Origin of the sequence: Flaviaesturariibacter aridisoli (assembly GCF_004343705.1) — a bacterium.
Classification (GTDB): Bacteria; Bacteroidota; Bacteroidia; order Chitinophagales; family Chitinophagaceae; genus Flavisolibacter; species Flavisolibacter aridisoli.
The window spans coordinates 44,697-58,649 of record NZ_SKFH01000023.1; the positions used below are offsets into that span (position 1 = coordinate 44,697).

General features: G+C 55.8%; 11 protein-coding genes and 2 tRNA genes. 7 read left to right on the forward strand and 6 right to left on the reverse strand.

What is annotated here, in order from left to right; genetic code table 11:
- Positions 1-7: 7 nt before the first annotated feature.
- Positions 8-784: a polysaccharide biosynthesis/export family protein gene (locus tag E0486_RS12840; protein WP_131852584.1), complete on the reverse strand. Its 777-nt coding sequence runs from the start codon at positions 782-784 to the stop codon at positions 8-10.
- A 100-nt stretch (positions 785-884) separates the two neighbouring features.
- On the opposite strand from E0486_RS12840, the gene E0486_RS12845 reads away from it, so the two are divergent.
- Positions 885-969 (forward strand) — tRNA-Ser (locus E0486_RS12845).
- Positions 970-1,085: 116 nt separating this feature from the next.
- On the opposite strand, the gene E0486_RS12850 is transcribed toward E0486_RS12845, so the two are convergent.
- Positions 1,086-1,685 (reverse strand): LURP-one-related/scramblase family protein, encoded by a 600-nt coding sequence (locus tag E0486_RS12850; protein WP_131852585.1) that lies wholly within the window; start codon positions 1,683-1,685, stop codon positions 1,086-1,088.
- Positions 1,686-1,830: 145 nt separating this feature from the next.
- Positions 1,831-1,920: transfer RNA gene (locus E0486_RS12855), tRNA-Ser, on the reverse strand.
- Positions 1,921-2,467: 547 nt separating this feature from the next.
- Here E0486_RS12855 and E0486_RS12860 point away from each other — a divergent pair.
- From E0486_RS12860 to E0486_RS12870, 3 genes are read left to right on the forward strand one after another with little or no spacing between them, the layout of a single operon-like run.
- Positions 2,468-4,933 carry an aminotransferase class V-fold PLP-dependent enzyme gene (locus E0486_RS12860; protein WP_131852586.1) on the forward strand — a complete coding sequence of 822 codons (2,466 nt, stop codon included), beginning with the start codon at positions 2,468-2,470 and terminating at the stop codon, positions 4,931-4,933.
- A gap of 46 nt (positions 4,934-4,979) precedes the next feature.
- Positions 4,980-5,423 (forward strand): glycosyltransferase family 28 protein, encoded by a 444-nt coding sequence (locus E0486_RS12865; protein ID WP_131852587.1) that lies wholly within the window; start codon positions 4,980-4,982, stop codon positions 5,421-5,423.
- Positions 5,420-5,929, forward strand: coding sequence for a glycosyltransferase (locus E0486_RS12870; RefSeq protein WP_131852588.1), 510 nt, complete (start codon positions 5,420-5,422; stop codon positions 5,927-5,929). Before E0486_RS12865 ends, E0486_RS12870 begins: the two co-directional genes overlap by 4 nt.
- Before the next feature lie 64 nt (positions 5,930-5,993).
- Here E0486_RS12870 and E0486_RS12875 read toward each other — a convergent pair whose 3' ends face one another.
- Positions 5,994-8,105, reverse strand: coding sequence for an endonuclease MutS2 (locus E0486_RS12875; protein ID WP_131852589.1), 2,112 nt, complete (start codon positions 8,103-8,105; stop codon positions 5,994-5,996).
- Positions 8,106-8,265: 160 nt separating this feature from the next.
- On the opposite strand from E0486_RS12875, the gene msrA reads away from it, so the two are divergent.
- The 3 genes from msrA to E0486_RS12890 all read left to right on the forward strand — a co-directional run bounded on the left by msrA (position 8,266) and on the right by E0486_RS12890 (position 11,572).
- Positions 8,266-8,925: a peptide-methionine (S)-S-oxide reductase MsrA gene (msrA, locus tag E0486_RS12880; RefSeq protein WP_131852590.1), complete on the forward strand. Its 660-nt coding sequence runs from the start codon at positions 8,266-8,268 to the stop codon at positions 8,923-8,925.
- Between the two features lie 129 nt (positions 8,926-9,054).
- Complete coding sequence (locus E0486_RS12885) at positions 9,055-10,314, forward strand: metal-dependent hydrolase family protein (protein ID WP_131852591.1); 1,260 nt, start codon at positions 9,055-9,057, stop codon at positions 10,312-10,314.
- A gap of 37 nt (positions 10,315-10,351) precedes the next feature.
- On the forward strand, positions 10,352-11,572 hold the full coding sequence (locus tag E0486_RS12890) for a thioredoxin fold domain-containing protein (protein ID WP_165917325.1): 1,221 nt from the start codon (positions 10,352-10,354) through the stop codon (positions 11,570-11,572).
- Between the two features lie 154 nt (positions 11,573-11,726).
- Here E0486_RS12890 and hisB read toward each other — a convergent pair whose 3' ends face one another.
- Together hisB and hisC are read right to left on the reverse strand one after the other, a co-directional pair.
- Positions 11,727-12,884 carry a bifunctional histidinol-phosphatase/imidazoleglycerol-phosphate dehydratase HisB gene (gene hisB / locus E0486_RS12895; RefSeq protein ID WP_131852593.1) on the reverse strand — a complete coding sequence of 386 codons (1,158 nt, stop codon included), beginning with the start codon at positions 12,882-12,884 and terminating at the stop codon, positions 11,727-11,729.
- The gene (hisC, locus tag E0486_RS12900) at positions 12,877-13,932 is read right to left on the reverse strand and encodes a histidinol-phosphate transaminase (protein ID WP_131852594.1); all 1,056 of its coding nucleotides are present in this window, start codon (positions 13,930-13,932) and stop codon (positions 12,877-12,879) included. The genes hisB and hisC overlap by 8 nt, the downstream gene beginning before the upstream one ends.
- Positions 13,933-13,953: the final 21 nt, after the last annotated feature.

Below are 13,953 nucleotides of genomic sequence, written 5' to 3' on the forward strand. Positions count from 1 at the left end.
GACGGTTTTACCGGGTCAACCGGTCCAGTATGATTGTTACAAAGGACAGGCCACTTAAAATAATTGGTAAAAGTTGTCGCGTATTCGTCGCGGCGCCCACACGGGCTTTATTGGGCTCTGCATAAAGAACATCCCCGTTATGTAAGTAGAAATACGGAGAGCTCAGCAGTTCTTTTGAGTTTAGATCAATACGGGTGAGCATTTTCTGCCCCCCCTCATCACGGATCAGCAGCAGGTTATCGCGGCGTCCGTAAATAGTTAGGTCACCGGCAGCACCGAGTGCTTCGAGGATAGAAATTTTTTCGCTAGGCACCGGAACCACCTGTGGATGTTCGACTTCACCGAGTACCGTCACTCGAAAATTGAGGAAGCGGATGGACACAACGGGCTCGAGTAGCAGTTTTCGTTCCAAGAGCTGGTTGCGGATTTGGTCGGTAAGGTCCCTTTTGGTAAGCATTCCCGCTTTGATCTTCCCCAGCATCGGGAACTGAATATTGCCCTCCGGGTCTACGAGGTACCCGGTTACCTCTATGGCGTTCGTACCATTAAGGGCAGTTGAGGAGTTATTGTTGAAAATCGTTGTGGCTTCCGGGTTGGGACTGCTAACCTGTATGGCCAGAATATCGCCCGGATGAATGAGTTGCTGATCGGGCGCCGGGCTGGCAACAATTAGGTCTTTGGGTACATCTACGAAATAGGCCGTCTTACGGGTATTGACACAGGATGTTGCTGTAAGGAACAGCAGCCCCATCAGGAGCAGGAATAGTTGGTTGCTGATGCGCATGGTAGTCGGACGCGGCGGTTACAGCCGGTCACGGCACTACGCACAATTCATATGCCAGCAGAGTTTTGGCTGTTTGTAACGTCCCCCTTACCTTAGCACCGGAGAGATGGCAGAGCGGTCGATTGCGGCGGTCTTGAAAACCGTTGTCTGTAACAGGACCGGGGGTTCGAATCCCTCTCTCTCCGCCCTTGCCCGCCTTTGCACTTCGTGCTTCGGCGGGCTTTTTCTTTTGTGCCCAGCTCCTATTGGCGGGCTTCGGCGGACGTAGTCCGCTGGGGCAATTCCTACCGAAACAGGCGGCTTACTTGCTTTCCTTCAGCACCATATCGATCGTGATGGCGGTCGCTACGATGTTCATCTTGTTGCGGTCTTCGGCATATTCGGGCGCGATACTCACATTGTATTTATCTGCCGACGTAAAGAATTCCTTTGCCAGCCCCGCCCACTTCTTGCTGATGGTGCCGATGGCGGCGCCCGACGTATCGGTAATGCGGAAGTTCCAGGCCTTCCAGTCGCCGCTGATCTCGGAGATCATTTGGCCCGACGTATCGAAAATGTGGAAGCGCGGTTTGAGGATGCTGAATTTCTGTTTAATAAAACCGATATCCGACCCATTGCCATCGCGGATGGCGATCTTTGACAGCCAGAAGGTCCAGCCGCGGTGAATGCTGGCTACAACCTGATCGTTAGTATCAGTAATGGCCAGTTGAAAGGGCATCATTTTCTTGTTCAGGATCAGCCGCAGGAACTTGTGGAAGCCCGGCACGTGCTGGCGAACAGTACCAATGGGAAAGCCATTCTCGTCATACACCTTGTACTCGTTGTGAAACTTCAGAAACTGTACCTTCTCATCTATAAAATATTCGTTGGTGGAGAAGAACGGGGGAAAAAACAGACTCATAGCGGTGGTTTGTGCCAAAGATAAAAGCAATGGCGCACATCAGCGGACCTGAGAAAAGCCGGACTCCGTCCGTCGGAACCCGCGCCATCTGCAGCCGGGTACAAAAGAAAAAGCCCGCCTTCGCACTTCGTGCTTCGGCGGGCGGTGGCGGAGAGGGGCGGATTCGAACCCCCGATACAGTTGCCCGTATTCCAGTTTTCGAGACTGGCCCATTCAACCACTCTGGCACCTCTCCGGTTGGGGGTGGCAAAAGTACGAATTCCCGGCAATTAAACAAGCATTTTTTTGCAGCAATTATTTTCCTTCCCGAGTTGCCGGCGGGGCTTGAACGATCGACGGGTGCCAGCGTCGAAAATAATCCGGCCAATCGGCTTCCCGCGGAAATTGTTGATTTTCGGCAACGAACCTGCTTTATCCGCTTCGATGTTCCACCGCAGGCCCTTTGTCCTGGAAGAGGCAGCCTTCCCTCCCGGTTCACTACGTATTATTTTCGAGTGGCCAACTGTGTCAGGATCAACCGTTAAGTTGGCCTCCAGCACAGCTCGGTGAGCAAAGCTTTTTCTTTTTGGCACAGAGAATGTTGTCATTCAAGGGTGGCCGTTATGGTTGGAAAACGAGCGGTCACAAGGCTTTCCTCATTCCACCTATCGTTCCTTCCCCCTTTCAATAAGTACGTTCTCCTGGTCAGCGTTCAGGCCAGCCGGGAAAGGCAGTGGCATGCCTCCCGCTTCGGTTTTGTTCCTGACACATATACCGTTTGCTAACCTAACAAAACTTCCGACATGAATAACACTATTCTCGTGCTTGGCGGAGACGGCTATTACGGATGGCCCATCTCGCTGAAGCTTGCCGTTGCCCATCCCGGTACAAAGATCCTGATCGCCGATAATGAATGGCGGCGCAATACCGTACGCAGGGTCGGCTCCGACAGCCTGATACCGATTGCAACAGCAGCCAGACGCATTGCCGCCTTTCGCGAATTATATGGCCAGGACAACCTGCACTACCTGAAGATCGATATCAACTCCGAGGCGCTCGAGGACCTGATCCGTGAAGAGCAGCCACATACCATTTACCACATGGCCCAGCAATGCTCCGCTCCCTATTCTATGCTGGGCCTGGCCGAATCCATTTACACGATCAACAACAACGAAGGCAATAATATGCGACTGCTCTGGGCAGTGCGCAAACACGTTCCCGACGCCCACATCATCAAGATGGGCTCTATGGGTGAATACGCCACCAATGGCGGAATCGATATTGCCGAGGGGTATTTCAATCCGGAATTCAACGGCCGCAAAGCGGTCAATCCACTGCCGTTTCCCCGCCAGTCGGATGACGTCTACCACATTTCGAAGATCAACGACAGCAATTACATTTCCATGGCCTGCCGGAAATGGGGCCTGCGCATCACCGAAGTGATGCAGTCGACGCTTTTCGGCGTTTATACCGAGGAAATGCAGGATTGTGCCGACCTCTACACGAGGTTCGATTACGACGATATCTTCGGCACGGTGGTGAACCGCTTCCTGACCCAGGCGCTCACCGGTCACCCGCTAACTGTATACGGCAAAGGCAATCAAACCACGGGGATCATGCCTATGAAAGATGCCGTTCACTCGCTGGAGCTCATCGCCGGCACGGTGCCCGCCAAGGGGGTGCACAAAGTGGTGAACCACGTAACGAAAGCCAACTGCACCATCAATGAACTGGCCGAAGGCGTCAAGCAACTGGCCGAGTCGCTCGGATTTGCAGTAACCATCAACCACGTGTTTGACCCGCGCAGCGAGGCCAATTGTGTGAAGCACGACATCCGCGTGATCACAGAACATATCGACAATCATCTCACGGCCTCCACGGTTGAAGATGTGCTGCGGGAAACCTTTGGCATTATTGCCCGCCACCAGGAGCGCGTCGATACCGCCGCTTTCACCCACCACATCCACGCCTTCCAGGGCCTGTATGCAGCACAACCAGCCACTGAAGAAGAAACTGCTGACCTGGTTACGAACGAAGAGAACTGGCGCGCCTTCCGTCAAAACAATTTTCCCGGCGACCCGATCAACCTCAACCCCGGCACGCTCGGCAGCGTTTCCGCCGCGGTAGGAAAAGTACGCCACAGCGCCGCCTTCGAGCAGGTTGTCCGCAGCCCGCTTGGACTTTACGAGTACGGCCGCACCAACCTGATGGCTGTGCGCGCACTGGCCCGGCAGATCTGGCCCTCAAAGGGATACCAGCTGGCTGTAACGAACGGCACTTCGCAAACGATAAACCTGCTGGCGCTGGCGCTCCTGCGTGCTTTCGGCAAAACCAAGTCAGGCAGGATCCGGGTGGTCACCACGCGGCACGAGCACCCCGGCGGCATCGGTGTATTCGAGCAGCTGCCGGAGTTCGAGGTTTATTACCTGGATGATGAAGTGATGCAGGATGAAGACCACTTCCGTTCGGCCATCAGTTGCCTGAAGCCCCAGGTCTCGCTCCTCTCCCATGTATTTTACGCCAGCGGCAACACGGCTCCGTATTCCTACTGGAGCTCCGTTATCCGCGAGGAAGCGCCTGACTGTAAGCAGATCCTTGACGTCTCGCAATCCATCGGCCTTTATGAATTGCCCTTCGGTTCCGCCGACATCCTCCTGGGCAGCCTGCACAAATGGGTCTTCGGACCGCATGGCAGCGGCCTGACCTGGCTCAAAGACGATCTGCGCGACTGGATCGGCGGACTTTTCTGGAACGGCATCGACGGGAATGCTGACCCGGCTACGGCACGCCTCAACCAGCAAGGCGGCCAGGATTTTCTCCAGTATGCAGAGATACTCGAATCGCTTCGTCTCTACCACAAAACCGGCTCCGAACTGGTTTGGAAGCGATCTGCTTACCTCTCCGCGCAACTACGGGAGCTCCTGGAAGACGTGCTCACCAGGTACGGGATACAGCATACGATCGTGACCAGGAATGCGGATGCACCAATGTTGTCCATCGGCTTCGAGGATTTCCGTCCGTACGATTTGTACTGCGAATTGAATGCAAAAGGTATCCATTGCAAATGCATCATGAACTACAAGAAAGACGGGAAGGAGTACCATATCCTTCGCTTCGGCCTGCCGTATTACGAAACAACCGACCGGCTTCGCTATGCAGCACAGGTTTTTGAATCACTGCTGAAAGAGCAGCAAAAGGTGGTGCGTATGGCGGTTACCGAGCCGGCAGATCAGGCAAAGAAGGAAGATTCCATTTCGGCAGTAGCCTGACGCGGTGCGGCAAAGCATCCATTTAATAACAACGAAAAAAGAATCCATGAAAGTACTGTGTGTTGCCTCCGGTGGCGGCCATGTGGTGGAACTGTTGCGGTTGCAGCCCGCTTTTGAAGAACACGAGCTCATCTATATGTCGACCCTGGACAGCTATGCCAACGCCTTTAAGGGGTATGCGTACCATACGATTCCCGATTTCAGTCAGTGGAACGTGTATAAGATACCGAAAGCGTCATTCGTGCTGTTCCGGCTGTTCACGCGCATCCGGCCCGATGTAGTGGTCACCACCGGCGCGGCGCCGGGCGTGCTGGCCTTGTTCATCGGGTGGCTGCTAGGCGCGAAGACGATCTGGGTTGAAGCCTCCTGCCACACGGAAAAGATATCCGTCAGCGGCAAGATCTGCGCCTTCTTCGCCAGCCGTGTGTACACGCAGTGGCAACACCTCGCAACAAACAAATTCGTTTACTCCGGAAATGTGATCAAATGATATTCGTAACCGTAGGCAGCCAGCTGCCGTTCGACCGCTTTATCCAGGCCTTTGATGAACTGGCTCCCGAGCTGCCCGCAAGCCAGGAGGTTATCGCCCAGGTATTTGACATGAAATACGAGCCAAAACATATAAAAACGCTCGAATACATCAACCCGGGCAATTTCAAGGAGTATATATCAAATGCCGACCTCGTCGTAAGCCACGCAGGCACCGGGACGATCATCTCGGTATCGCAACTGAATAAACCGCTGATCGTGTTTCCCCGGCTCGGCGAGCTTCGCGAAACCCGCAACAATCACCAGGTAGACACCTGCCTGATGCTCGAAAAAACCTGTGGTCTGCAGGTAGCCTATAACGCGGCACAGTTGAAAGAGAAGATCTTCGACTTCCTGTGCGGACGGCTACCGGTAATGGAACAAATACCAGCCCATGCCTCCCCCGAGTTGCTGCATTCGTTGCGAAGCTTTATCAATACGGGGAAAAACCTGGCGGTAGGTCACTAAGTGTTCCCGCACGGGATCGCGACCAGAACGGCAAGTGATGGGAATGCTGTCAATGCAACGGCGGCTACTCCCCTTCGCTTTCCTTCTCGCGTACCAGCACCAGGTTATTCAGGTCTACCTGCATCGGCAGCAACCCGATCCGCACTACGGCGCGCTTGCCGCGTAGTTCCAGCACCTCACCGATCTGGAGGTTCTTTTTCATCTTCACTTTGTCACCCACGCGTATCTCACCGGCCAACTCCTCGTACCTGGCGTTGAGCTGCTTTTGCTTTTTACTCACCACCTTCTGCTCGTTATTTTGCTTGAACAGCAGGGCCGCCATTTCCTTGAACACCTGGTTCTTGTCTTCGGCCTTCCGCCAGTCGAGGGTGATCTGGCGTAGCTTACGCTCCATATCCTTCAGGTAGGCAATCCGCTCCTCGGAAACACGGTTCTGCTCCTTAAGCACTTCCACCTGCTGGCGGTGCCGCTCGCGGTCCATCACCTGCTCCATCTCGCGCTTCAGGCGCTCGTTTTCTTTTAACAACTTTTGCAGGTCGCGCTGCTTTTGCTCGACCACCTGCAGGTCCTGCTCGGTGCGGTTCAGCAGCTTATCGAGCTTGAAATGCTCGTTGTCCACGAGGCTGCGCGCCCGGTCGATGAGGCGCCGGTCGAGGCCGATGCGCTCCGCGATCGAAAAAGTATACGAAGAGCCCGGCTTGCCGATGTTGAGGCGATACAGCGGCATCAGCTTCTTTTCATCGAAGGCCATTGCACCATTGAGGATGCCCTTCGTTTTGTTGGCCATCACCTTCAGGTTCAGGTAGTGCGTCGTTACGATGCCGACGGCGTGCTTGCGGGCGAGCTCCTCCAGGATCACCTCGGCGAAAGCGCCTCCCAGGTTGGGGTCGGAGCCGGAGCCCAGTTCGTCGATAAAGAAAAGCGTGCGCCCGTTGGCCACTTCCATGAACGACTTCATGTGCAGCAGGTGACTGCTATAGGTACTGAGCTCGAACTCGATGCTTTGCGTGTCGCCGATATGAATGAGCAGCTGCTTGAAGATGCCAAAGGTGCTCGACGGATGCACAGGCACCAGCAGGCCGCTTTGCACCATCAGCTGCAGCAGGCCCACCGTCTTCATGGTAACGGTCTTGCCGCCCGCGTTGGGCCCGGAGATCACCAGGATGCGGCGGTCTTCCCCAAGCTGCAGGTCCATGGGAATGGTCGACTTGCCGGAGCGCTCATTGTATAACAGCAACAACGGGTGCCGCGCGTTCACCAGGTTGATGTGCGCCTTTTCCTGGACTACCGGGTATTCGGCGTGCAGGGCGATGGCCAGCTGCGCCTTGGCGTAAATAAAATCGTACTCACCGGCCACGGCATGATAGGTGGTCAGCAGCGGGGCATAGATCGAAAGGTCTTTGGTCAGTTGCTTCAGGATGCGGTACACTTCCTTGCGTTCGTCGCTTTCAAGCTCGTACACCTGGTTGTTCAGCTCCACGGTCTCATCGGGCTCGATGAAGGCGGTGCGTCGGCTGTCGCTCTCCCCGTGCAGGATGCCACCGACGGTGCGCTTCTGCTCGGCCAGCACGGCGATTACGCGGCGGCCGTTCATGAAGCTTTCCTCGATATCGGCCAGGTAGCCGTTCTTATTGAGCTTGCTCACGATTCGGTCGAACACACGGCGCAGCTCCTGGCGCTTGCGGTAGAGGCTCATGCGGATCTGCGCCAGCTCGGGCGAGGCATTGTCCTTTACGCTGCCCGTTTCATCGATGACGTCGTTGATGAGTGCCTGGATCGCTTTCTCGTAATAAGTGCCGTCGATAACGGTGGCAAGCCCCGGGTAGGCGGTGCGGCGTTCCGTGTCGAACCAACGAAAGAGGCGCTCCATTGTTTCGGCAAGCTTTCGGATTCCCACCAGTTCCTCGCCCCCGAGCATAGAACCCGGGATGGCCAGCAGGCGCAGCTCGCGGCGCAGGTTAAGCACATAGTCGTTGGGAAAATGAATCGCGTTTTGCGTGATCTGCTTGAATTCGTGCGACTGCAGCAGCTCGCGCTCAATGAGCTCCCTATTGGTGTGTATCTGGAGGTCATGGGCTTTCTCGCGGGCATATTCCGTCCGGCAGCGCTCGTGCAGGAGGCTGCGGATCTTGTCGAATTCCAATTGAACCGGGGCGGATTCCGGGTATAATTTCATGTAGCTGGCTTCCTTACTTTTTGAACGGGCAAAGGTAAGACAGCCGGACGTCCGCTCTTAAAGGAAAGCCAAAGAGCGGCGAAAACCCTTGTTAAAAAAGCCGTTTTGTGCTTTATTTGTCGCTACGCCCTTGAATTTTGCGATATAAGTGCGAATCCTCATGAATCATAAATTGTTTTCCGGTATCCTGCTCGTCCTCTTCGGGGCGCTGGCGGGCTGTGTGGCAGAAACCCAATCGAACAAAATGAGCGCATCCATCTACGATACAACGCCCACGACGGAACGGACCGATACGGCCACCTTCGCTACCGGCTGCTTCTGGTGCACGGAGGCCGTTTTTGAGCAACTGAAGGGCGTGCTTAAAGTAACCTCCGGGTACTCCGGTGGCAAGCGCCCCAACCCAACCTACGAAGAGGTGAGCTCCGGGTCCACGGGTTATGCCGAATGCGTTCAGGTGGTCTATGAGCCCGACGTTATTTCGTACGACGAGCTGCTGCAGGTGTTCTTTGAGGTGCACGATCCCACGTCACTTAACAAGCAGGGCGCCGACGAAGGTCCGCAATACCGCAGCGCCATCTTTTACCACGACGCTGCGCAAAAGGACAAGGCCCAGTACTACGTGACGGAGCTCAACAAAAGCGGCGCCTACAACAAACCGATCGTTACGGAGGTCTCTCCCTTCGGGCGCTTCTATCCCGCGGAAGACTACCACCAGGATTACTACCAGAACAACAAATACTCGAACCCCTACTGCGCCGCCGTGATCCGGCCGAAGCTGGAAAAGTTTCAGAAGGTGTTTGCGAAGAAGTTGAAGAACTAGCGGGCAAGTTTGTTGTTTGAAGTTTGTAGTTAACTCACTCCCGCCCCGTGCGGGATTTTTCATTGAACGAGTATCCAACTACAAACTACCAACTACAAAGCGCAAACCTACCTTCAGTAACTTCCGGGCATGAAAGCCCTCCTCCTCTCCCTGGCGCTGCTTTTGTCCGCTTCCGCGTTCGCGCAGACCGATTCCTTTTACCTGCTGAAGCCCGCGCGTGTTTTCGATGGCGAGGAGCTGCACAGCGACTGGGTGGTGCTGGTACATGGTGCCACGATCGAGCAGGCGGGCCCGATGCGCTTCAAGCTTCCCGCCAATACAAGAGTGATCGAGCTACCCGGTGCAACCCTTCTGCCGGGACTGATCGAAGGCCATTCACACCTCTTTTTGCATCCTTACAACGAAACGAGCGGGAATGACCAGGTGCTGCGCGAAAGCCGCGCGGAACGCACTGCCCGTGCCGTGGGCCATGCCCGCGCCACCTTGATGGCCGGCTTTACCACCGTGCGCGACCTCGGTACCGAAGGCGCGGCTTACGACGACGCCGGCCTGAAAAAAGCCATTGAAAAAGGTGTCGTGCCCGGCCCCCGGATGATCATCGCCACCCGCGCCATCGTAGCGCGCGGCGCCTACGGCCCCAGCTATGGCAATCCCGACCTCGACCTCCCGCAAGGCGCGGCGGAGATATCAGGCACCGCCGAAATGGAGCGCGAAGTGCGCACGCAGGTCAGCAAGGGCGCGGATCTCATCAAAGTGTACGCCGACTACCGCGCAGGCCTCGGCGGAACAGCCGTGCCCACGTTGAGTGTCGAAGAAATGAAAACAGCAGTGGTCACCGCCCGCTCGCTGGGCCGGCCGGTCGTTGCCCATGCCTCCACGAATGAAGGGATGCTGCGGGCCATCGAGGCGGGTGTGCGCACCATCGAGCACGGCGACGAAGCGACCTTCGAAACGCTTCTGCTCATGCGCAACCGGGACATAGCCCTATGCCCCACCCTCGCCGCGGGTGATGCCACCAGCCAGTATGCCGGTTGGAAAAAGGGCAGCGACCCCGAACCGGCACGCATCACCGCCAAGCGGGCATCGTTCGGCCTCGCCCTGCGCGCCGGAGTACCGATCTGCATGGGTGGCGACGTGGGCGTGTTTGCGCACGGCGACAATGCCCGCGAGCTGGAGTTGATGGTGGATTATGGCATGAAGCCGCTGCAGGTCCTCCGCTCGGCTACCTCGGTCAATGCCGATGTGTTTGGCTGGGGCGACCGTATCGGGCGGATCCGCAAAGGGTTACTGGCTGATCTCATAGCCGTGGATGGCGATCCATCCGTTACGATCGGCGCCGTTCGCAACATCCGCCTCGTGTTGAAAAATGGAGTGGTATACCGCCAATAAATTTCTTTTCCTAACTTGTTGTTCTAACCAGCTACATATGAAACGATTACTGCTACTGCTTTGCGGAATGCCCTTGCTTTCGATGGCCCAGCAAAAGGGCATACAGTTCATCCACGCCGCCAACTGGCAGGCAGTGCTGCGACAGGCGAAGGCCGAAAACAAGCTCATTTTTGTAGATGCGTACACCACCTGGTGCGGGCCCTGCCGCTACCTGAGTTCCGAGATCTTTCCGAAAGAGGAAGTAGGCGCTTTGTACAACCAACGTTTTATCAGCGTCAAAATGCAACTGGACACGACGGCGCAGGACAACGAATACGTGCGGCAGTGGTATCCCGATGCCGGCCGGATGATGCGCGACATGAACATCAACGTCTTTCCGACGCTGCTATTTTTCGACGCCGACGGCAAGCCGATCCACCGCGTGGCCGGCGCTGGCGATGCAGAGCGCGTACTCGGGTATGCCCGCACAGCCCTCGATACAAGTAAGCGCTATTATGGACTGAAAGCGCGGTACGAATCCGGCCACCACGATGAGCAAACGCTGCGCGACTTTTTGCGCAGCGCCGTTATGGCTTACGATTACCCCGCCGGAAGCAAGGCTTTGCAAGACCTGTTGCGCGTGCCGAACTTCCGCCTGGAAAAGGAAACTGCGGAGCTGGTTGAAGTACTCACACGCTCTACCAATGATGAAGCCTTCCGGATCGTCGAAGCGGACCCGGCGCGCTTCGACAGCCTCGTTGGAAGGAAAGGCGCCGCGCAGCAATTTGTGCGCGACGTAATTACCTACGAGATGATGGATGCCTCGGTCCGCACCCGCATGGGACCTGAATTTGCCCAGGAGACTGCGCGGCTGCGCACCCGGTTCGGTGCAGTAGCCGACGAGTTGGCCGCACGCGCCGCCATGCTTTATTACCGTTCCGCCGCTGACTGGGACCGCTTCGCCACGGCGGCAATTGCTTATTTCAAGCTGGCCGGCAATAACGTGAGTGCCGGCATGCAAAATGAAATTGCCTGGTCCTTCTTTGAACACATCACTGATAAGGCGATGCTGAATGAAGCATTGGCGATCAGCAAAGCTTCGCTTTCCGTAAACGAGCCGAACTATATCGATACCTACGCTAACCTGCTGCACAAATTGGGACGCACCCAGGAAGCGATCGAATGGGAAACAAAAGCCATGGCCATGGTTTCCGAAGACCAGAAAGGATCTTACCGCAACAACATTGATAAGTTCAAAAAAGGCGAAAAAACCTGGTAAAAGGGTTCGTAGCCTACTGGTCTATTCGTTTATTGGTCACAAAAACGCGGCGCCCGACAGCGCCGCGTTTTTTGTGCGGCAGGTAATGGCCTGCGTTGTATGGAACTATTTTACCACCAGGCCAAAAGACTAGTGGACCAATAAACTACTCCGCTCAGAGGGCACCTTTTGTACTGGGAAGCTGATTGCTGAGCGGATCTTTCTTCACCGCCATCTTCAACGCTTTTGCAAATGCTTTGAAGATCGCTTCGATCTTATGGTGCTCATTGTCTCCGCGGCATTCGATATGGAGGTTGCACTTCGCTGCGTCGGAGAACGATTTGAAGAAGTGGTAGAACATTTCCGTGGGCAGGTCGCCGACGCGCTCCCGCCGGAATACGACATTCCACACAATCCAGTTGCGCCCTCCGAAATCGAGCAGCACCTTGGCCTCAGTTTCATCCATAGGCAGCGCAAAGCCGTAGCGCTCGATACCGCGCTTGTTGCCCAACGCTTTGGCAAAGGCTTCCCCCAACGCTATTGCCGTGTCTTCCACGGTATGATGCTCGTCGATATGCAAGTCGCCGCGCACCTCGATGCGTAGGTCCATGCTCCCATGCCTCGCCACCTGGTCGAGCATATGATCAAAAAAGCCGAGACCCGTGCGAATAGTGGATTGACCCGTTCCTTCGAGGTTGACGCTGATGTCGACCTGCGTTTCCGAAGTGCTCCGGTGGTGTGTGGCGCTCCGCTCCCGCTTGCGCAGGAATTCATAAATGTCTTTCCAGTGCTGCGTTTCCAGAACGATCGCTTTCCCCAATGCATCGGCCCCATCGGTTACTTCAGCGCCACCGAGCGCCGGGTTGTTCTTCAACCAGATCGCGCCGCAACCCAGGTTCTTTGCCAGTTGCACGTCGGTGATGCGGTCGCCAATGACGTAAGAGCCGGCGAGATCGTAGGCCGGGTTGTTGAGGTAATGGCCAAACATACCCGTGCCCGGCTTGCGGGTGGGCAGCTTGTCGTCGGGCATGCTGCGGTCGATCAGTTCTTCCCGGAACAAAACCCCTTCGTTGGCGAAGGAACCCATAACCAGGTTGTGCACTGGCCAGAAATCTTCCTCGGGAAACTTGGCGGTGCCGAGTCCATCCTGGTTGGATACGAGCACGAGCTCAAAGTCGAGCTCACGCGCGATGCGCCCGAGATAATGAAACACATGGGGGTAAAACGACAGCTTGCTGAACGAGTCGATCTGGTAGGTAGGCGGAAACTCCTGGATCATCGTACCATCGCGGTCGATGAAGAGGCAGCGCCGGGAAGCGGGTGCGTCAGGCATTCGGGTATTCTTTTAATGCGTTCAATAATTTCTGGTCCTGCTCGGGTGTGCCTACGGTAATGCGCAGGCAGTCATCGCAAAGCAGCACGTTGCTGCGGTTGCGCACAATGATGCCGCAATCGCGGAGGTATTCGTAAACACGCGTGGCATCGGTGAACCGTACCAGCACGAAGTTGGCATCGGTAGGAAAAATTTGCTGCACACCCGGTACTATCGAAAGCTTTTCCAGCAACGTGTTTCGCTCCTGCACGGTTTCACGGATCATAGCGTTCACTTCATCGAGCTTGTCGAGTGCCTTCAGCGCCAGCTCCTGCGTGGCGGCGTTGATGTTGTAGGGCGGCTTGATCTTATTGAGTACGCTGATGATCGGTGCGGAGGCATACGTGATGCCGAGGCGAAGCGCCGCCAGTCCCCAGGCTTTGGAGAAGGTTTGCAGCACCACCAGGTTGGGATAATCTTTCAGCTCGGTCAGGAAGGAACGGTTGCGGCTATAGTTGATGTAAGCTTCGTCTACCACCACAATTCCATCGAAATTATTCAGGATCACTTCAATGTCCTCGCGGTATAAGCTGTTACCCGTAGGGTTGTTGGGCGAGCAAAGGAAAACGATCTTTGTCGCGGCCGTCAGTGCACCTTCGATGCCTTCAAGGTCAAGCTGGAAGTCGGCGGCCCGCAACGGCACCTCATCGACACCCACGTTGTTAATGTGGGCATACACCTCGTACATTCCGTAGGTGGGCGGGCAGATCAGTACCCGGTCAATCCCAGGCTCACAAAAAGCGCGGATCAGCAGGTCGATGCATTCATCCGATCCGTTGCCGAGGAGCATGCCTTCGGCGGGCACGTTCTTTATACCGGCGATCTTCCGCTTCAGCTCCCACTGCAGCGGGTCGGGGTAACGGTTATACCATTTTGTAAGTGGTGAACCGAACGAATTTTCATTAGCGTCGAGGAACACGCTTGCCACCCCGCTGAATTCAGAGCGGGCGGAGGAGTAAGGCTTCAGGGAACGAATGTTGGGGCGAACGAGTTTTTCAAGATCAAACATGCCTGGGAAATTTGGGGTTTG